At 71.0% G+C, this 19927-nt stretch carries 15 protein-coding genes; 6 read left to right on the top strand and 9 right to left on the bottom strand.

Going from position 1 to position 19927, the window contains the following annotated elements; translation table 11 throughout:
* Nucleotides 1-116: 116 nt before the first annotated feature.
* The 5 genes from ACFWBF_RS08355 to ACFWBF_RS08335 all read right to left on the bottom strand — a co-directional run bounded on the left by ACFWBF_RS08355 (nucleotide 117) and on the right by ACFWBF_RS08335 (nucleotide 5297).
* Nucleotides 117-890, bottom strand: coding sequence for a hypothetical protein (locus ACFWBF_RS08355; protein WP_385597093.1), 774 nt, complete (start codon nucleotides 888-890; stop codon nucleotides 117-119).
* 31 nt (nucleotides 891-921) lie between these two features.
* Nucleotides 922-1083, bottom strand: a complete 162-nt coding sequence (locus ACFWBF_RS08350) for a hypothetical protein (RefSeq protein ID WP_385597089.1) — start codon at nucleotides 1081-1083, stop codon at nucleotides 922-924.
* A gap of 204 nt (nucleotides 1084-1287) precedes the next feature.
* Complete coding sequence (locus ACFWBF_RS08345) at nucleotides 1288-3081, bottom strand: cation:proton antiporter (protein WP_385597086.1); 1794 nt, start codon at nucleotides 3079-3081, stop codon at nucleotides 1288-1290.
* Nucleotides 3082-3246: 165 nt separating this feature from the next.
* Entirely contained in the window at nucleotides 3247-4167 is a 921-nt protein-coding gene (locus tag ACFWBF_RS08340) for an aldose 1-epimerase family protein (protein WP_385597083.1), read from the bottom strand.
* A gap of 176 nt (nucleotides 4168-4343) precedes the next feature.
* Nucleotides 4344-5297, bottom strand: coding sequence for a DUF389 domain-containing protein (locus ACFWBF_RS08335; RefSeq protein ID WP_385597080.1), 954 nt, complete (start codon nucleotides 5295-5297; stop codon nucleotides 4344-4346).
* 212 nt (nucleotides 5298-5509) lie between these two features.
* On the opposite strand from ACFWBF_RS08335, the gene ACFWBF_RS08330 reads away from it, so the two are divergent.
* The 4 genes from ACFWBF_RS08330 to ACFWBF_RS08315 all read left to right on the top strand — a co-directional run bounded on the left by ACFWBF_RS08330 (nucleotide 5510) and on the right by ACFWBF_RS08315 (nucleotide 10616).
* Nucleotides 5510-7333, top strand: coding sequence for a glycoside hydrolase family 15 protein (locus tag ACFWBF_RS08330; protein WP_385597077.1), 1824 nt, complete (start codon nucleotides 5510-5512; stop codon nucleotides 7331-7333).
* Nucleotides 7334-7335: 2 nt separating this feature from the next.
* Nucleotides 7336-8289 carry a cyclase family protein gene (locus ACFWBF_RS08325; protein ID WP_385597073.1) on the top strand — a complete coding sequence of 318 codons (954 nt, stop codon included), beginning with the start codon at nucleotides 7336-7338 and terminating at the stop codon, nucleotides 8287-8289.
* A 41-nt stretch (nucleotides 8290-8330) separates the two neighbouring features.
* Nucleotides 8331-8855, top strand: coding sequence for a gluconokinase (locus ACFWBF_RS08320; RefSeq protein ID WP_385597070.1), 525 nt, complete (start codon nucleotides 8331-8333; stop codon nucleotides 8853-8855).
* 180 nt (nucleotides 8856-9035) lie between these two features.
* Nucleotides 9036-10616, top strand: coding sequence for a GMC oxidoreductase (locus ACFWBF_RS08315; RefSeq protein WP_385597067.1), 1581 nt, complete (start codon nucleotides 9036-9038; stop codon nucleotides 10614-10616).
* 40 nt (nucleotides 10617-10656) lie between these two features.
* Here the strand turns inward: ACFWBF_RS08315 and ACFWBF_RS08310 are convergent, their stop codons facing one another.
* The 3 genes from ACFWBF_RS08310 to ACFWBF_RS08300 form a co-directional block, all read right to left on the bottom strand.
* Nucleotides 10657-11697 carry a cytochrome d ubiquinol oxidase subunit II gene (locus tag ACFWBF_RS08310; protein ID WP_385597065.1) on the bottom strand — a complete coding sequence of 347 codons (1041 nt, stop codon included), beginning with the start codon at nucleotides 11695-11697 and terminating at the stop codon, nucleotides 10657-10659.
* Entirely contained in the window at nucleotides 11697-13181 is a 1485-nt protein-coding gene (locus ACFWBF_RS08305) for a cytochrome ubiquinol oxidase subunit I (protein ID WP_385597062.1), read from the bottom strand. The genes ACFWBF_RS08310 and ACFWBF_RS08305 overlap by 1 nt, the downstream gene beginning before the upstream one ends.
* Before the next feature lie 160 nt (nucleotides 13182-13341).
* The gene (locus ACFWBF_RS08300) at nucleotides 13342-14142 is read right to left on the bottom strand and encodes an SDR family oxidoreductase (protein WP_385597115.1); all 801 of its coding nucleotides are present in this window, start codon (nucleotides 14140-14142) and stop codon (nucleotides 13342-13344) included.
* A 541-nt stretch (nucleotides 14143-14683) separates the two neighbouring features.
* Here ACFWBF_RS08300 and ACFWBF_RS08295 point away from each other — a divergent pair.
* Both ACFWBF_RS08295 and ACFWBF_RS08290 read left to right on the top strand, forming a co-directional pair.
* Nucleotides 14684-16000 (top strand): chloride channel protein, encoded by a 1317-nt coding sequence (locus ACFWBF_RS08295; protein WP_385597113.1) that lies wholly within the window; start codon nucleotides 14684-14686, stop codon nucleotides 15998-16000.
* A 303-nt stretch (nucleotides 16001-16303) separates the two neighbouring features.
* Nucleotides 16304-16558, top strand: coding sequence for a hypothetical protein (locus ACFWBF_RS08290; protein ID WP_385597060.1), 255 nt, complete (start codon nucleotides 16304-16306; stop codon nucleotides 16556-16558).
* 66 nt (nucleotides 16559-16624) lie between these two features.
* Here ACFWBF_RS08290 and ACFWBF_RS08285 read toward each other — a convergent pair whose 3' ends face one another.
* Complete coding sequence (locus ACFWBF_RS08285; protein WP_385597057.1) at nucleotides 16625-19843, bottom strand: hypothetical protein; 3219 nt, start codon at nucleotides 19841-19843, stop codon at nucleotides 16625-16627.
* Between the last annotated feature and the right edge of the window lie 84 nt (nucleotides 19844-19927).

The raw sequence follows: 19927 nt of genomic DNA, 5'->3' as shown, positions 1-19927 counted from the left end.
CTGCACCGGGTACGGATCGAGCGGGGCGGCCGGGCGTTCGCCCTGATACCCGGCGGCCGCGTCCGCCTCGGCTTCGACCCGGACTCCTGGCGTCCGAGCTCCGCGCAACTGGCCGACTACGCCGACTCCGTGAGCGCCGGGTTCGGTTTCGCCCCCGACCTGTCGACCCATCTCGGCCACGAGCTGAGCCCCGTACGGACGGTGGCGCTGGACACGAGGCCGAGGATGGCCAGGGAGACGATGGACTGGAGGGTCATGACGACCTTGGCCCAGGGGGCGAGGGGCATGACGTCGGTGGGACTCAACGCGGTGGAATTGGTGAAGCCGAGGTAGAGGTAGTCGATGTAACGGGGGCGCCAGTGCGAGGCGTTCAGTTCGGGGCTCAGGTGTTGGGGAAAGGCGAGTGCGGGGGTGCGGGGCATACGGTGGGCCCGCGCGGCCGGCCCGCCGCTGTCGAGTTCGAAGTACAGCAGGGAGAACGCGAGGACGGTGGAGGCCCAAACGCTGCCGCCTGCCAGCAGGAGGGCACCGGCGGAGTTGGTCTCGCTCCCACCGTGGACAAGGTCGTCGATCAGCTGGACGGTTGACCAGATGGCGCCGCACGCCAACACGGTGACCAGGGCGATCGACACTGCGCGCAAGGCAGCCGAGCGGCGGCCGATCCGAACGGGGTCGCCCGAGATCAGCGCCACCAGGAGCAGTCCTTCGGCGAGGGGAAGCGCCCACCGGGGCCCCAGGCGCAAGTCGTCGGGCAGCAGCAGGGTCAGCACCGCGGAAGCGATGACTGCTGCGGCCATCGGCCAGCGGGTCTCGCCGTCCACCGCAGGCTGCGGCTCCGGCTCGTGCGGATTACTCGCACGGTCCGTATCGGAGGGGTTGTGTCCGCTCACGGCCGACTGCTGCCCGGGCTCGGTGGCGGCGTCAGATCGCGCTGTCCGGCGCGGTCACCGGACGCCGGGGGCTGCGGGCGACGAGTGCGCGGTCCGCGCCGGCGGAGTCCCGAGTGTCGTGCAGCGGGAGGCCTTCCGCGGCCGCGGCGACGGCACGGCGGGGGACGACGGTCGCCCATGATGTCGCGCTCATCTGCGGCTCCTCGAAAAGTGAAGGCGTGGGGCGGCGGCTGCCTCGACGACCGTTCTTCGCTCGCTCGCTCGGACTCGAGGCCGGGATCTTGGATCCCACCGTAGACCGGGTGAACACGGCGGCGTGGCCGACACGCTCCGTACTCCACGCCTTCCGAAGCGTCAGGCCTCGACGGGCCTCAGGCGTAGGGGAGAAGGCCGTACGTCACCGGTCAGGGCCTGGTCCGGCGGATGCGCCGTGCCCTGGCTCTCCGGGCACCAGCAGTACGAGCGTGTCCCCCGGTTGCGACGGCGGTCTGGCGTCCACCGTGACCGGATCGAGGCGGCCGTCCAGCCGCACCAGGAACAGCAGGTCAGAGCCGGGCGGCAGGGCACCGCCGACGGGCTGCGCCCGGACGGCCGCCCCGTCCTCGTAACTGCGGGAGAAGTACGACCAGGTCATGTCCGCGCCGAACAGGGCCTCGCCACCGATGAACGGTGCCACCACGCCATGGCTCTCCTGCGGTGCACGGAGGCGGTGGACCTCCCCCTCCACGCTGCCGCTCAGAACGGTCGCCGCCAGTGCGTTGAAGTGGTTTTCGGCGGTAAGGAAGAACACCCCCGTGATGCCCTCCAGCTCGGCGCCCTCGCCGCTGGCGCTGGCCAGCAGCCCGCCGGGGGCGAGCTCGACCCCCGCCTGCGTGATGCGTTCGCGCTGCTGGTCGTCCCCCGACCACATCAGTGCCTGCGGCCCCGCCGACCGCAGGGCGAGAGCCAGGTCGATCACCCAGGGGTCTCCGCCGACCAGCAGGGGTCGCGAGCGGGAGGGGCGCACCACGCCCAGGCGCCGGGCCACGGTCGAGGCGGTCAGGCCGTAGAGCGTCACGGTCGCGACGATGACGACGAACGTGGCCGGCAGGATCTTCGACGCGCCACCGATCCCGTTGGCCACCAGGTCGGCCGAGAACGTCGACGCAGTGGCGGCCGCGACGATACCGCGCGGCGCCATCCAGCCGACGAAGCACCGCTCACCGCGCGTCAGATCCGTGCCGATCGTGGAGACCGCGGCGACCAGGGGTCTGACGAGCAGTACGAGGACTGCCGCGAGACCGAGCGCGGGCAACCCCACATGGAGCAGCGAGTGCGGGGTGACGGTGGCCGAGATCGAGATGAAGAGCAGGCCGAGGATCAAGCTGACGAGGGTCTCGAAGAACGGTCGGCGTGCCCGGACGTCCACGCCCAGAACGTTGGAGACGGCCAGGCCCATGACCACCGCGGCGATGAGGCCCGTGTCCTCGCGCAGGACATCGCAGAGCGCCGCCACTGCGATCACCGCGGCGAGCTGCGCCGTGGTGCCGAGCATCTCGCCGAGCCGCAGCACCCGCAGCAGTCCCCACAGCAGCAACGCCCCGAGCACTCCCCCGGCAACGCCGACGCCCGCGCTGACCAGGAAGCCCGCAGCCCCGCTGACGACACTGCGGCCGGTGGTCGCCACGACCGCGTGGAAGACCAGCGCTCCCAGGATGCCGCCGACCGGGTCGATGAGGGAGCCCTCCCAGACCAGGACGTGCTGGAGCCGGTCCTTGGGCCGCACGAAGGCGAGCAGCGGTCCGACGACGGTCGGCCCCGAGACCACGAGGATCGCGCCGATCATGACGGCCGCCTGCTGGGACACGCCCAGCAACGGTGCGGCGACGAGGCTGCCGAGCAACCAGGTGATCAGGACACCGGTCCAGAGCAGCCTGACGACGACACGGCGGGTGTGCCCCTTCAGCTTCGCCAGGTCCAGCCCGAGGCCGGCGTCGTAGAGGATCACTGCGACGGCCAGTGACACGAGAGGGGAGAAGGCCTCCCCCAACAGCCGCTCGGGGTTGATCTCGTCGACCAGCGCGCCGGCGGCGAAGCCCACCGGCAGCAGGACGATGAGGGCCGGAATGCGCAGGCTCCGGGCCAGGATCTGGGATCCGACGGCGAGGACCACCGTCAGACCCAGGCCGATGAGCACCTCGTTCGTCGTCACTGTCAGGCCCTCCGATGTGGTCTGCCGGTCAGCCGTGCGACCGACGGGCTCTGTCCTCGGCGGGGAGGGGACGGACGGCGGTCTGCGGAGCGGCCGGGGCAGCAGCGATCACCAGGACGAGCGGGATCCCCCAGCCGGACGAGGAGGCGGATCGAGAACCACGCCTCACTCCCCCCACGGCGTGATCCCCCAATGGATGGTGTGGCGCGCGCCGGGCGCCAGAGCGACGAGCCCCGTGCCACTGCGGAAGGCGTCCGGCGGGCAGGTCATGGGCTCGACGGCGATCGCGCGACGCCGCTCCCCCGGTGGCAGGGTGTCGCCGGTGTAGAGCTGCACGTAGTCGGCACCCGGCCCGAGCCATACATCCGTACCGACGGCGCCCGACGGGTGGGCCAGGCGGACCACGGCCCGCCCGTCCTTGTCCCGGTCCAGGTCGCCGAAGGGGGTGTCCAGTCGAAGCGCTCCGACCGCTCGCGGTGCACGCAGGTCGTACGCCGTCCCGGCGACCGGCTCGGCGGCCACGGGCAGACCACGCTCGTCGGTGATCAGCCGCGTCCGTGCGGGAACGGTCAGCACCGCCTCGTCGACGGCCGCGGTGCCCGCCGTGACGTAGGGGTGCTGGCCGAAGCCGTAGGGTGCGGCGATCGCGCCGAGGTTGCGCGCCGTGACGGCTACCTCCAGACCACCGTCACCGAGGGTGTACTCGACACCGACATGGAGGTGGAACGGATAGCCCGGCTGCGGCCAGAGCTGCACCTCCAGTACGGCCCGGCTGTCGCTCTCCTCCACCACCCGCCAGGAGAGCCAGCGGAGCAGCCCGTGGAGGGCGTTGCCGGCGGCCGGCTCGGTGAGCGGCAGTTGCAGCTCCTGCCCTTCCCAGCGGTACCGGCCGTCCCTGATCCTGTTGGGCCACGGCACGAGGATCTGGCCGCGGCCTGCGGTGATCAGGTCCTGTGCCGCGAATCCGTCGATCACGGCGCGTTCACGGACGGTGTACGACCGGAGCGCAGCGCCCAGCTCGACGACGACGACCTCGTGCGAGCCGTGTCGGAGCGTCAGCTGGCGTCCGGTGCGGCTCTCCTGCACGCATGGCCTCCTTGGTCCGCCCGGGTGACGATCCGAGACGCGGGCGTGGTCGTGGCTCGTGATAGCGGCCTCCGTCCGGAGCATGCGGCTGCACGCCGGGCCGGTCAAGCGCGACACGTTGCCGCGGGCAGGGTCGCTCGGCCTTTCGCCCGCTCGCGCCACGGGCAGCCGATGCCCTACCCGCCCCGCGCGCGAATGCCGCGTTGGCCGAGTCGTCGCCAGACAGCCCGTTGGAACCTGAGCGTGAGCACGCCCACCAGGATCAGCAGCACGATGTTCAGCAGGAGCTGGAACAGGGATCCGCGCGCCTCCCTCCAGCTGGAGAACGCGCAGGAGACGCCGATGTCGGCGGCAGCGGGGATGGTGGTGACGGAGATGAAGACGCCGAGCAGTGCGCTCGTTCTGGACTGGGTGAGCGACATGATCCCGACGATGCCGGCCAGCACCGCGACGACGACGGAGAAGACGTTGGGGGCGTCGATCAGTGTCGAGACCGGCCTGATGCCCAGGTCGAACGCCCTGGGCTGCAATCCGAGGCCCCGGATCGCCCACGAGAACAGGAACGTCACCACGACGGCCAGTGAGAATCCCGCGGTCAGGGCGAAGAGGCCCTGCCGGATCCTGACTCCGTTGCCGTGGTTGATGCCCAGCGCGACGCTCGTGATGGCGCCGTACTCCGGTCCGACGACCATCGCCGCGACGATCAGGATCTGGGAGTTGGTCAGGATCCCCACCGCCCCGATGACGCCCGCGATGGTCAGATAGACGTAGAAGCTCGGCAGGTAGGTGCCCTCGGCGCGAATGCGCGCCTCGACCTCCTCCCAGATCGGTGTGTGCGCCAGCGCCCCCAGTTGCTGCTCCTCCGCCTTGGCCGCGGTGGCCGAGAGAGCCATCTCGACCGGCTCGATGACGATGGATCCACGGTGGTCGAGTTCCAGCTCGCGCAGACCGCCCAGCAGGGTGTTGGCCGCGCCCGCCAGGATGTCGCACTCGACCGCGTCGCCGTCGGGATTGTGCGCCAGGCCGGGGAGAACGACCAGGTTGAACACGTAGCGTTCGTCGGCCAGCAGCTCCAGCGCACTCGGGGTGAGGTCAGGGGGGCTCACCAGCCGGACGTGGATCATCTCCATGGACCACCTCCATCGTTCGGCCGTCGGCCGCACGGAAGGCGCCACGGTGCGAATCGTCGAGCTCGGGCCCGCGTACCCCGGGCCGGCCCAGTCAGTAACGCCCGCCGGGCGGGAGGTCGGCAACCCGAGCACGTCGCCATGGCGTGGCGAGGACGACCGGGGTGAGCGATGGTGAATCTGCAGGAGCATCTGCCGAGCCTCCGGAGTGACCTATGGACCGCTACCCACCCATCGCCGAGCACGGACTGGTGGGCGACCTGCAGACCGCCGCCCTCATCTCCTCGAAGGGTGTCGTCGACTGGTTCGCCGCTCCCAGGTTCGACTCCCCCAGCATCTTCGCCGCCCTGCTCGACCACGACGGCGGTGGATACTTCGAGCTGGCTCCCGAGCACCCGGACGCGACCTGCAAACAGCTCTACTACACCGACACGGCCATCCTGGTGACCCGCTTCATGTCGCCGGACGGCGTGGGCGAAGTGATCGACTTCATGACTCCGGACCAGACCCGCACCGCCACCGACCGGCACACCCTGGTCCGCGGGGTGCGCTGCGTGCGGGGGTCCGTCGACTTCAAGCTCGACTGCCGGCCGCGCTTCGACTACGGCCGGGCCGAACATCAGCTCGAACTCGGCGACACCAGCGCCGTGTTCCGGGCTCCCGGCATCGATGCGCACCTGCAGGCCACCTTCCCGCTGGAGCGGGAGGGCCAGGACGTGCGGGGCAGGGTGAGGTTGAACGCCGGTGAGTCCGGCGGCGCCGTCTTCACCGTGTGCGCGTCCGGCGGCGGGGCGCCCCCGCCGCCCACGGTCGAGGACGTCACCGCGCAGTTCTGGCACGTCGCCGGGTTCTGGCAGAACTGGCTGCGCCAGTCCCGCTACCGGGGCCGCTGGCCCGAACAGGTGCACCGCTCGGTGATCACCCTCAAGCTCCTCACCTACGCTCCCACCGGCGCCCTGGTCGCGGCGGCCACGATGGGTCTGCCCGAGCAGGTCGGCGGAGAGCGCAACTGGGACTACCGGTTCACATGGGTGCGCGACGGCGCTCTGTCCGTTCGGGCGATGCTCGACCTCGGCTTCGTCGAGGAGGCCACCGCCTTCGTCCACTGGCTGGTGGAGAGGCTGGGCGAGCGCGAGGGCAAGGAGGGAGAGCCTCTCCAGACGATGTACCGCGTCGACGGCGACCCCGACCTGCTGGAGGAGACACTCGACCACTTCGAGGGCTACCGGGGCTCCGCCCCGGTCCGCATCGGCAACGGCGCTGCCGACCAGCTCCAGCTCGACATCTACGGCGAGGCGCTCTACGCCTTGTCCCAGGGGTACGAGATCGCCCAGCAGGCCAGTTACAAGGGATGGAAGACGCTGACGAACGCTCTGGACTGGCTCGCCGGAGCCTGGGACCGTCCGGACGAGGGCATCTGGGAAACCCGCGGCGGCCGGAAGGACTTCACCTACAGCCGGCTGATGTCCTGGGTCGCCTTCGACCAGGGGCTGCAGATCGCCGAGCGTTTCCGGCGGCCCGCCGACCTGGAGCGATGGCGCACGGCGAGGGACGCCATCTTCGAGCAGATCATGCAGCGTGGTTGGAGCGAGAAGGAGCGTTCCTTCGTCCAGCACTACGACGGCGACGACGTCCTGGACGCCTCCCTCCTGCTCATGCCCAGGGTCGGATTCATCGCCCCCAAGGACGCGGCCTGGCTGTCCACGCTGGACGCGATGGAGCGCAAGCTCGTCTCCGACAGCCTCGTCTACCGCTACGACCCGGCGGCCTCGCCGGACGGGCTGCGCGGCTCGGAAGGCACCTTCAGTCTGTGCACGTTCCTCTACGTGGACGCGCTGGCCCGGGCGGGGCGACTGCCCATGGCCCGGTACACCTTCGAGAAGATGCAGACCTACGCCAACCACGTCGGCCTCTTCGCCGAGGAGGTCGGTCCGAGTGGGGAGCAACTGGGCAACTTCCCCCAGGCGTTCACCCACCTGTCCCTCATCTTGGCCGCCACCACCCTCGACAGGGCGCTCGACGAGGAACAGGGACGCTGACCATGCTCACGCCGGCCTCTCCCGCGGGACCACCGCGGCTGAGCGCGGCCGAGTTCGCCGCGCTCTACGCACGCGTCCGCCGCAGAGCCGGCACCCTCCCCGGCGCCCCGCAGCGCGGCGCCCTTGAGGACATCACGCCGCGCCACGTGCTGGCGGCGGCAGCCGAGGTGCGGTCCGGCCGGACGGTGACGATGGCGGCGCAGGTGGAGACGGAGCGGGGGCCCGACGATCCCGAGCCGTGCGAGCACGTCATGACCGGCGCCGTACGGGGTGGGATCGAATCCACCGGGCTCCAGTTCGCCACGGACCGCTTCGCGATGAACGTTCACGGGGACGCCGACAGCCATGTCGACGCGCTGTGTCACGTGATCTACGACGGCACGCTGTACGGCGGCGTGGACGCGAACAGCGTCACGGCGAGCGGCGCCACGGCGCTGTCCATCGAGGTGGCTCGCGACGGAATCGTCGGCCGCGGCGTACTGCTGGACATTCCGCGGCTGCGCGGGGTGCCGTGGCTCGAACCGGGCGATCACGTGACCGTTGACGACCTCACCGCGGCGGAGCGCGCCCAGCACGTCCGGGTGAACGAGGGCGACCTCCTCTTCGTCCGGGTGGGCCACCGCCGGCGCCGCGCCGAGCTGGGTGCGTGGCACGCGGCGGACCTGCGCGCCGGACTCCATCCGTCCGCGGTGGAGTTTCTGCGGGACCGGCGGGTCGCGGTGCTCGGCAGCGACGGAAACCACGACACCGCGCCGAGTTCCACCGAGGGCGTCGATTTCCCCGTGCACGTGCTGGCGATCCACGCCATGGGCCTCCACCTTCTGGACTACCTGCAGTTCGAGGACCTCGTGGCGGTCTGCGAGGAGGAAGGGCGCTGGTCGTTCCTCTGCGTCATCGCCCCGCTGAGGCTGCCGGAGGCCACCGGCTCACCGGTCAATCCGATCGCCGTGTTCTGAGGCCGGTTCGAGCCGGTCGGACGCGGCCAGGGAGGAATGTCGTGGGAGCAGCATCCTCGGTGCCGCCCGTCGTGGTCGTCATGGGTGTGTCGGGAGCGGGGAAGTCCACCATCGGACGGCTGCTTGCCGACCGCCTGGCGGTGCCCTTCGCGGAGGCGGACGACTTCCACTCGGCCGCGAACCGCGCCAAGATGGCCGCCGGCCGGCCTCTCGACGACGAGGATCGCCGGCCGTGGCTGCTGTCCCTCGCCGACTGGATCCGGGATGTGACGACCTCCGGCCAGGGCGGGGTCATGGCCTGCTCGGCACTCAAGCGCGAGTACCGGGATCTGTTCCGCCGAGCGGGCGCGGGCGTCCTGTTCCTGTACCTCGCGCTCGACCGGGCCTCCGCCGCACAGCGGATCGGCGGACGCCGGGGCCATTTCATGCCCGCACTGCTGGTGGACTCCCAGTACGCCGCCCTCGAACCGCTGCAGCCCGACGAGCCCGGGGTGACCCTGGACGCGACGGCCGGTGCGCCAAGCATCGTCGACGAGGCGGCGCACGCGGTGCGGGCGATCGGGTGAAGAGGACCTCGACCGACGCCCTGCGGTGGCTGCCGCCCAGATTGCCGGATAGCGTCGGATCGGCACGGAATGTCCCACGTATGCGGGGGTGTGCGGGGGCTGCTTCGACACGCACACCACGGGCCCTTCGGGTGGACGCTACGGCGGGGGCAACCGACAACTCCTGGAACGGAACCCCGCATGGCCGACGATCAGCACTACGACGTCATCATCATCGGTACGGGAGCGGGCGGCGGCACGCTCGCCCACCGGCTGGCCCCCACCGGCAAACGGATCCTGATCCTGGAGCGCGGCGACTACCTGCCCCGCGAACGGGACAACTGGGATTCCACGGCCGTCTTCGTCAAGGGCAAGTACCGCGCCCCCGAGTTCTGGTACGACAAGCACGGCGACGCGTTTCCCCCGGAGGTCAACTACTACGTCGGGGGCAACACCAAGTTCTACGGCGCCGCGCTCTTCCGCCTCCGTCCCGAGGACTTCGGCGAGCTGCGCCACCACGACGGCCTCTCGCCGGCCTGGCCGATCCGCTACGAGGACCTGGAGCCGTACTACACGGAGGCGGAGCAGCTCTATCTCGTACACGGACGGCACGGCGAGGATCCGACGGAGGGCCCGGCCAGCGGCCAGTACCCCCACCCCCCGGTGGAGCACGAGCCGCGCATCCAGCAGCTCAGCGACGACCTGGAGAAGAAGGGGCTCCACCCCTTCCACCTGCCCATCGGGGTGAACCTGACCCAGGACGAGAACGGCCGGGCCACCCACGACAGCGTGTGCATCCGCTGCGACCGGGTGGACGGCTTCCCCTGTCTGATGGGTGCGAAGTCCGATGCCCAGGTGATCTGCGTCGATCCGGCGCTGGCGTACGACAACGTCACGATGGTGACGGGCGCCAACGTCCGGCGTCTGGAGACCGACCCGACCGGGCGCACCGTCACGAGCGTCGTCACCGAGCTCGGCGACGGGTCGACGGCGGCGTTCAGCGCCGACATCGTCGTCGTCGCCTGCGGGGCGGTCAACTCCGCGGCCCTGCTGCTGCGTTCGGCGAACGACAAACACCCCGCCGGCCTGGCCAACAGCTCGGACGTCGTGGGGCGCCACTACATGCGGCACAACAACCTGGCGCTGATGGCGGTGTCGAAGGAACCGAACCCCACCAAGTTCCAGAAGACACTGGCGCTCAACGACTGGTACCTCGGGGCGGACGACTGGGACTTCCCGCTCGGCGGCATCCAGATGCTGGGCAAGTCGGACGCCGATCAGATCCATGGCGAGGCACCGCGCTGGGCCGGCGCGGTCGCCCCGGACATGCCGTTCGAGATGCTCGCGCACCATGCCGTCGACTTCTGGCTCTGCGGGGAGGACCTGCCGCTGTCCGACAGCCGCGTCACCCTCGACAAGAACGGCGACATCCACCTGGCCCTCGACGAGAAGAACAACATCGCCGGGCTCAAGCGCCTCCAGCACAAGCTCAGAGGGATGCTCGGACACTTGGGCATGCACGAACACCACCTGCTGCCGCACAGCATCTACCTCCACAAGGGCATGCCCATCGGGGCCACCGCCCACCAGGCCGGCACGGTGCGGTTCGGCTCCGACCCGCGCAGCTCGGCCCTGGACGTCGACTGCAAGGCCCACGACCTCGACAACCTCTACGTCGTGGACACGAGCTTCTTCCCCAGCATCGGCGCGGTGAACCCGTCACTGACCGCCATCGCCAACGCCCTGCGGGTCGGCGACCGCCTCATCGAGCGGATGCGCTGACGTACGCGGCAGGCGCCGCGACAGGGCCGGGGAGCCCCGGCTACGCGTCGTCCCCGGGCGCTCCGGCCGCCTGGGTGTCGGCGTCGGTGAGGGGCTCCAGCCGGCCCAGTGTGTCGAGCCGGTAGAGCAGCACCAGCGCAGGGCCGACCAGCACGATCGCGATGCCCGTGACGATCACCAGCCAGTGCAGGGTGGCAGGGGCGCCCGCGGCGTCGGCCACCGTCAGCGAGGTGGGCAGCAGGTAGGGCCGCTGCGCGAAGCCCCAGGCGCCGACGGTGAGGGCCACGCTCGCCGCGGAGGTGTAGCGGGTCCAGCCGTAGGAGCGGCGTACCAGAAGGAACACCGTGGCCAGCCCGCAGACGGCGGCGAGGATGACCAGCAGCAGTCCCGGGCCCCCGGTGAGGCCGTCCCAGACGTGCCGGGCTTGGTGGTGGGTGACGGGCAGGGCGATGAGCGCGAGCACGACGACCGCGGCGAAGGCGAGCAGCGCCCGGAGGCGGAAGTAGTCGACGAGGTCGTCCGCGCCGAACCGGCGGGCGTCGGAGCAGAGGTACACCGCTCCGAGGAACGCTGCGGCGGCGACGGCCAGCAAGCCCGTGAGGACCGAGGTCGGGTTGGCCCAGGCGTCCGCGGAGGCGGTCGTCCCGACCGCGACCCGTCCGGCGGCGATGCCGCCGAGCACCGCTCCGAGGAAGAAGGGCGTGACGAGCGAGGAGATCGCGAACGCCGCACCGTAGATGCGCCGTTGGGCCAGTCGGTGGGTCGGCTTGCGCAGGGCGAACCCGGCGCCCCTGAGGACCAGGCCGACGGCCGCGAGCGCGAGCGGCAGCCACATCGCCTCGAAGACGGCCTGGAACATCGTCGGGAAGCCGGTCCACATGATGACGAAGATGAAGATCAGCCAAACGTTGTTGACCTCCCAGACGGGCGCCATCGCGTGATCGATCAGCCAGCGGGGCCTCTTGCCGCGCTCCGCGCCGCCGGCCAGGAGGTCCCAGAAACCCGCGCCGTAGTCGGTACCTCCACCACAGGCGTACGCCGCGATGACGACCACCAGCACCCCGGCGATGAATTCCGCCATCAGGACGCACCCCCAACGTTTCGGTCGCAGCCGCCGGCGGACACTGCTCCGCCGGCCGCGGCCCCGGGATCATTTCTGGGTCCGTAGGGGGTGTCGGCCTCCGGGGCCGGTGCGCCGTGCGCGGCGGCCGGAGTCTCGTCGGCGATGCGCCAGCGCGTGCGCATCTTCAGGACGACGGCGATGAACGCGCCGAACACCATCACGTACACGACGACGACGAGGCCGAGCATCGCCCACAGAGATCCGGCGCGCGTGCCGGTCACCGCCTCCGAGACCCGCATCTGGTTGTACACGATCCAGGGCTGACGACCCACCTCCGTGGTGATCCAGCCGCACTCCACCGTGAGCAGGCACGCGGCTCCGGCGACGGCGGCGCAGCGGAAGAACCAGCGGCTGCGGGGAAGCTCCCGGTGCCGCAGCCAGCTCCACCCGTACCACAGCGCGAGCAGGATCAGCAGGCTGCCGACGGTGACCATGATGTCGAAGGCCCAGTGGGCGATGGTGGCCTGGACGGCGGTGGGCCGGTCGGACTCCGGCACCGCCGTCAGCCCGGTCACCTGGGTACTCGGCTTGAAGCCGGCGAGGATCGAGTCCAGCTGGGGGATCTTGATTCCGCCGGAGATCGTCCCGTCGCTGTTCAGCCGTCCGAACAGGTACTCCGGGACGTGCGTGTCGGTATCCCAGACGAGTTCCGTGGCGGCGAATTTGACCGGCTGCTTGTGGAAGACGGCGCGGGCGGCGGAGTCGCCGACCATGAACTGGACGGGCGTGAGGATCGCGGCCACGGTGAACGGCAGCGTGAAGCCGAGCCGGTGGTACCGGTCGCGCCGCCCGCGCAGCCAGCCCACGGCGTACACCCCGGCGACCACGTACCCGGCGGTCATGAACATCGCGACCACGAAGTGCCAGTACTCCGGGCCGAACATCGGCGTGAAGATCGCCTGTCGTACATCGACGTCTACGGGCTTGCCCTGGCTGTCAAGGCTGAACCCCCGCGGGGTGTTCATCCAGGCATTGGCCGCGATGATTCCGAACGCCCCCATCAGGGCCGCGAGCGGCAACGGCGCACCCAGCCAGAAGTGGGTCCACGGCTTCAGACGGCGCCATCCGTAGAGGTAGACGGCGATCAGCACGGCTTCCAGGAAGAACGCCCACGCCTCGACGCCGAACCCGAGTCCGAAGACGTCGCCCCAGCGCCCCATCATGCCGGGCCACAGCAGACCGAGTTCGAAGGACAGCACCGTGCCGGTGACGACGCCGATGGCGAACTGAACGGCCATCACCGCGGACCATCGCCGCGCCAGCTTGAGCGCGACGGGGTCGCCCCGGCGCAGCCCCCGGTAATGCATCAACAGCGTGATGAACGGCAGCGCCACTCCGAAGGGGACCAGCAGGATGTGCGAACCGAGGGTGAAGGCCATCAGTTCACGAGCCGGCATGAGTTGGGGCGGCGCTTCCGCCAGGTGGATCACTGTGCTGAACATGTGTGCCTCATTGGTCTTGCCCGCGGACGGCGGGGGCTGAGAGGGCCGTGACGCGGACGGAGGGGCACCGCGGATCTGTCCTCACCTGCATGACGCACTGTCCGGCCTGCGTGTGCGCTCGACTGCACGTCGCCCGGCTGCCCGGGTCCCGTACGGGCGGTCAGCCTCCGGTGGCGAAGCCGGGGAAGAGCGTCATCCCGCCGTCGACGTAGAGCGTGGTGCCGACGACGTAGTCGAGAAGGTCGGAGGCCATGGCGACGACGGCGTTGGCGATGTCGTCCGGGTCACCCACGCGGCGGTACGGGATCAGCCGCAGGAGATCGGCCTCGGCCTCGGGGGTGGCCCAGGCGTCGCGGTTGATCGGTGTGCGGATCGCGCCGGGTGCGACCGCGTTGACCCTGATCCGCTGGGGAGCCAGCTCCTGGGCGAGCGTCTGCATCAGCATGCCCACACCTCCCTTGGAGGAGGCGTAGTTGGCATGTCCCGCCCACGGAATGATCTGGTGGACCGAGCTCATGCAGATGATCTTCCCGGCCGACCGGGACACCTCTTCCACCACGCCGCGCCGCACGAACTCCTTGGCGGCCTCCCGGGCGCAGAGGAACTGGCCGGTCAGATTGACGTCGATGACCTTCTGCCACTGGGCGAGCGTCATCTCCGTCAGGGCCGCGTCCCGTTGGAGGCCGGCGTTCGCCACCATGATGTCGATGGTGCCGAACTCCTCCACCATCCGGGCCACCATGGCGACCACCTGGTCCTCGTCGGACACATCGGCCTCATGGGCGTAGGCACGGACGCCGAAGTCCCTGATCTGCGCCGCGACCTTCTCCGCCTCGTCCGCGCCGACGACGTAGTTGACCACGACGTCCGCTCCGGCCCGGCCCAGGGCGACGGCGGTCGCCAGGCCGATGCCCGAGTTGGCACCCGTCACCAGCGCCTTCTGGCCTCTGAGCAACTGCATGGACCCGGCCGCGCGGTTCGTGTCACCTCTGGTAGGCACGATCTCTCCTTAGGCACGTTGAACGGAGCGCCCACCCGCAGCAGGAAGGCCGGACCGGCGACGCATGGAGAAGGGCCGGCCCTCAGTCGTCCCCGCAACGGGCGCACGAGAGCGGCCACCGGCCCGGGCACAGACGAAACCACCCCGCGCCGTGGCGGGACGCAGCGGCGCGCCATGCAGCCCCGTTTCGGCCGGGGCAGGTCCCACGGTCGGGCTACACGCGGGGCGGCACCCCTCACGTGATCGGCGGTGGCCCGGCGACGGCCGCGCGAGGATGCGGCCGAGGCCGTGCTCGTGGTGCGCGGCACCGAACCGACGCCCCCGCCGCACTGGGCGGCGTGGCGACGGTCAGCGGATGACAAACCGGATAGCCTCGCCCGATATGGGGGGGAATCGCCCGTCGAGCCGCTGAGCCCAGGAGGACCCCATCGCCGGGACGAAGTCGGAAGGCACCGGGGCCGCCTCGGCGAGTCAGCCCCAGGAAGCCGACCAGTTGCAGAACATGCTGCGCCGGCCGGAGTACCGCAAGGCACTGTTGTTCTGCGGCCTGATCGGCATTCCGGTGTCGCTGATCGCGTTCTGGTTCCTCGTGGCGATCCACCAGCTGGAACGGCTGGTTTGGACGGACTGGCCCAAGGATCTGGGCTGGGAACAGCCCCCCTGGTGGTGGGGGTTCCCCCTGCTGCTGGTGGCCGGAGTGGCCGTCGGTCTGATCGTCACGCGGCTTCCCGGACGGGGCGGGCACATCCCGGCGGCCGGCTTGCACGCGGGCGGGACCACGAAGAACGCGCTGGCCGGTGTCGTCATCGCCGCCCTGTTCAGCCTGCCGCTCGGCGCCGTGCTGGGCCCCGAGGCACCGCTGATCGCCCTGGGCGGCGGTACGGCCCTGCTCTTCGCGAGCCTGGTACGGGCGCCCCAGACCGAGGCGAGTACGGCGTTGCTCAGCGCGGCCGGCGCCGCAGCAGCCATCTCCGCGCTCTTCGGAAACCCGGTGGTGGGCGCGGTGCTGCTGATGGAGGTGGCCGGAGTGGGCGGGCCACAGCTGTTCGCGGTGATGCTGCCGGCCCTGCTGTCCAGCGGAGTCGGGGCACTGGTGTTCACCGGGTGCGTCCACTGGACCGGCCTGCCGACCGGGAGTTTGGACATCGGCCTGCCCAAGGCGCCGCCGCTCGACGCGGGGGACGTGCTGTGGGTGCTGCCGATGGCGCCGGCCCTCGCACTCCTGATCCACGTGGTCTTCGTGGGCGGGAGGTTCGCAGCCGGATTCGTGTCGTCCTGGACGGTACGGAACACCACTCTCTGCGCGCTCGGCGCGGCAGGCTGCACCGCCCTCTACACGGTCGTCACCGGCCGTTCGCCGTCCGAGGTCGCCATGTCCGGGGAGGCCACGCTGGGCGAGCTGGCCCAGGACCCGCACGCCTGGCCGGTGGGCGCCCTCATTGCGGTGCTGGTGTTCAAGGCCCTCGCGTACTCGCTCTGCCTGGGAAGCCTGCGGGGCGGCCCCGTCTTCCCCGCGCTGTTCCTGGGCGGGGCGGCCGGCGCCCTGCTGGCACCACTGCCCGGCTTCGGCCTGGTCCCGGCGATGGCGGCCGGGATGGCGGCGGCAGTCACCGCGGCACTGCGGCTGCCCGTCAGCAGCGTGGTCCTGGTCGTCCTCCTGCTGGGCAACGCGGAGACGGTCTCGGTCGTGATGCTGGCGGCGGTCGCGTCCTTCGTCCTGACCCAGCTGCTGCCGCAAGGCCCGCCGATCCCCGCGTTCAGCGAGTCGTCCGCCGGGCGCGCGCCTGGTCAAGAGCCGTCGCGGCATGGAAGGTGGTAGCGCCGGGTAGGGCGGAATCATGCCCAACATTCCCCTGGCCGGAGCGGCGCTGCGCAGGGTGCTGACAGTCGTCGACCAGACGGCGGAGCTGACGGCCGCCCTTCGGATCAGCCCGAACGGCGCCGCGGCCCGCACGGCGGCGACACCGCTCGGCGTAGACGCATCACCAGATCGGCCGGCGCCTTCCGGGCGCCCGCCAGCCTGGCGGTCACCCTCTCCTCATCCGGCCCCGAAGCGGCCCGGGCACGCAGCAACGCCGGCACAACCCACCCCCCGAAGCCGACGGAAACTATGCGGCAGCGGATGAAGAAGGCCGGCAAGGCCGGTGCACTGGGAGGCGCCCTCGTCGGGCTCGCCTTCGGGTTCGTGGCGGTCCCGCCGCTGTGGCCGGCCGCGATCGCCGTCATGACGCCGGCGGTCGCGGCGGCTGCCGCGGGCGCGGCCGGCGGCGGCGCAGCCGGCATGGGCGCGGCGGCCTTGTGGCAGCGGATGTTCGGCACGGAGGATGACCCGAACGGCACGGGGGAAGAGGAGCCACCGCCACCGGAGGCCGCGTGACGGGCCGCGCCGGACGCCGCCCGGTCGGCCCCACCCCAACGGTGGGAGCGGGGGGTGGGGCAGGGGTCAGACAGGACCGGGCCCTCCTCCCGTGTCCTCGGCCGGCACACGCAGCCGGTCGCGGGTCACCGTGCAGTCGGCGATCTCCGCGCTGATCCGGGCGGCCGACTCCGGAGGCAGCAACGCGTAGAGGGAGCAGGCGGTTTCGGCCGCTTCCCGGGCCCGGTCGAGTTGCCTCCCGGCTTCGAGCCTGATTCCGGCGAAGGTGGCGAGGACGTGGGCGACCGTCATGCTGGTCGAGGGCAGCACCGGCGAACGCGCGGGAAAGAGACGGACGACGGCCGACCGTGCACTCTCGGTGAGGCGCAAGGCATCCTCGTGGCGGCCGAGCTCCGACAGGGCCAGGCTCTGGTTGATCAGGGCCCACATGTAGGTGGTCCGCTCCCGCGAGCGCCACGGGGACTCGATGCGCGCCGCCAACAGCCCGGCGGCGCGTCCGGCGTCCTTCTCGGCATCGGCCGGAGCCTCCTGCCAGCGCAAACCTGAGCGCAGCGTCAACAGTCGTGCAAGGTCCGCCTCGTGCAGATCCGGGCGCTCCCCGTACATCCGCTCGGCCAGGACGACCGCCATGTCAGCCGCCTCGACTGCCTCGGAGACCCGCCCCGTCCGGGAAAGCAGCACGGCACGGTTGTTGAGATTGGCGAGCACGTGACCCTGCCATGATACGAGGATGTGCGCGGGGAGGCTTGTGTACAGGTCCGCGGCAGCCGAGTTGCTGAGAGCGGCCTCGCTCGCCGACCCGAGGTCCGCTTGGATCGCGCCCAGCACCGTCAGTGCCTCGGCCAGCCGCGCCTGGTGCTCCGGCTCAGGCAACCGAGGCCATTCGCTCGAAACAGCCTCCAGCAGGCGGACGGCCTTCTGCGCTCTCGGCAGGCCATCGGCATGCCGGTCGACTTGGACCAGGAGGGTGGCAACGAGCACGAGTGCGGCGCTGTGTGCCAGGACGTCCGCGGGCGGCTCTTCAGCGGCCAGCGCCTCGTGGAGCTCCAGTGCGCGCTCCCCGGCTTCGATGGCCTGCTCGAGCTCCTGGGACTCCGCGCGGATCTGGGCCAGTTGACGCAGGGCGTCCGCCAGCCCGGGGTGGGGGGACGATGCGGTGACCGCTTCCCGCTCCAGGATCGCGACCGCCTCGACGGCCACGTCGGCCGCTTCGTGGAGGCGACCGGCGAAGCTGAGCCGGCGGCTGAACTCCAGGAGCAGGAAGGCGTGCTGCTCCGGTTCGGGACCCAATGACAGCAGGCTCGGCAGGCACCGTTCGAGTGCCGCGGCAGCGGCATCGGCGAACTCGGCGTTTCCCCAGGGCAGCAGGAGGTAGATGCGCCCGAGGGCCTCAGGGCTCGCCTCCGCCAAAGCGGCGAATCTGGCCACGACCGGGCCGCTCGCCGCGAAAGCGAGTCCGGGCCACGTGCCGAAAAGGGTGTTGAGGTGCCGCTCGGCAACGTGCGGCCACCGCGCTGCCGCCTCGACCAGCATGCCGAGTCCTTCTTGCACACGGGTGCGCGCGGCTCGGTCGCGGGCGTGTGCGCGGCCGGCCTCAGGCCCCGCCGCCAGCCGTCCGAACAGTTCCTCGGGCAGCACCCGTACCGCCCGGGGAGTGGCGGGTACGTGGAGGATGTGTGGCAAGGCGTCCTGCGACCACTGGGGAGTGAGGCGTTCAGGTGTGTAGTCCACCGATGTCCGGCCCGGGAGGACCAGCGCCAGGAAGTCCTCGCCCAAACGGTCCGGGAGAAGGGGTTCGAGTACCGATGTCTCCGACGGATAGCAGGCCGAGTGGGCTTCGACCGCCACTCTGGCCTCAGCGCGCGTCACCTCCAGTGCGCGTGCCACCGCGTCCACCGCTTCGTCGTAGGGGGTCGAGCGGGTGAGGGTGGCAATGAACACGGTGCGTTCCAGATCCGCCGTTCGCACCCCACCCGGATCGATGGCGACCAGAGAACGCCAGTACGCCTGTTCGCGCCTGAGCAGGAGCGCCGAGAGGCCCCCCGGGATTTCCGGTCCCGGTGAGGGGGGACCCGAGGCGTCGTCCGCGTGGCTTCCCTCCGTCGGCGCCAGGACTGCGGCCAGCGCCGCCATGTGGATGGCCAGGACCTGCCCGTAGCGGTCTTCGGCCAGGCCGGCGGGCTTCCGGGCGGTTACGCCGCCGGGCAATTGCAGCACCTCGGCGAACTGTCGGACGGCCCGGTCGAAGAGGTCCGCGCGTTCTGCTTCCCCCGAGGCGATCGGAGCGAGCGGGAAGGCGTTGTGGGCGATTTCCGCCTCTTCCAGTTCGGCTCGCACCCGGCCCCACCAACTGTCCGCAGCCCTGGCCAAGAGCAGGACCCGTACGCGGGACGAGACGAGGACTGCTGCCAGCGCGGCGAGCAGGTGGTCGACGGGCCAGCGGTCGGCGTAGTCGATGACGACGAGCCGCCTGACCGGTCTGCGCGGCGCCGTGCGATGGCCCGTTGCCGAGGAGCCCGCCGCACGGCCCGGCTGTAACGCTGCCCCGCCGGTTCCGTTCTGCGCTGCGGGCTCCGTACGTGGCCGCCGGAGGGCGGACAACGGCCTCTGCGGACGTATCGTCACCGTCTGCCAGCCCAGTGCCTGCGACTTCGCGGCGAAGTGCTGGGCGAGCCGGGTCTTGCCCTGACCTCCTGGGCCGCAGCACACCTGCACGGCCCATGCCACGGAGGGATCGTCACGCCACTGCGCCAAGGACTCCAGCTCCTCGTGCCGCCCCACGAAGTCGATCACGTGGTGATGGGCGCCCAGCAGGCGGCTCGGCGCGGGAGGTGTCCCCCAGTCCTGGCTGCCGGCTGCGTCCGGGAAGGGCTCGGTGACATACCGCTGACCGTCCACCACGAGGTGGTCCGGCACGCTCCGGCCGAGCAGGGCATCGCGGTGCAACGCCTCCCAGCGGCCTTGCTGTTCGGCCCACCAGGGGCGGTCCACGGCGGCTCGCTCCAGGTCGTTCCTGGCGAGCGGCTGTCCGAGCGGCGGGAGGGGACGGCGTTGGTGCACAGCCTTGAGCAGATGCTCCAGGACGGGCCACAGCGCGTCGAAGTCGGTGGGCGTGCTGGCCCCGGTGAACCAGTCGTTGAGGGTGGACCGGCGGGTTCCGGTGGCCTGAGCGATCCTGGCTTGGACTGCCGAGCCGGTCACCCGTTTGTACTCGGCCCACAGGAGACGCAACTCCGCCGACAGCCGGGACTCCAGAGGTTCGTCGGGGACGTGCGACGGCGTCACGGACGACCCCCCGCAGCCGCCCCCCGTGCCGGCCACCGGGGCAGTACCACCGCTTGTCCGGAGCGTCCGGTCACATCCCCGGAG

Source organism: Streptomyces sp. NPDC060028 (assembly GCF_042736725.1).
Lineage (GTDB): Bacteria > Actinomycetota > Actinomycetes > Streptomycetales > Streptomycetaceae > Streptomyces.
The sequence above is the reverse complement of the archived record's forward strand: the minus strand, read 5'-3'. Positions and strand labels throughout refer to the sequence as shown.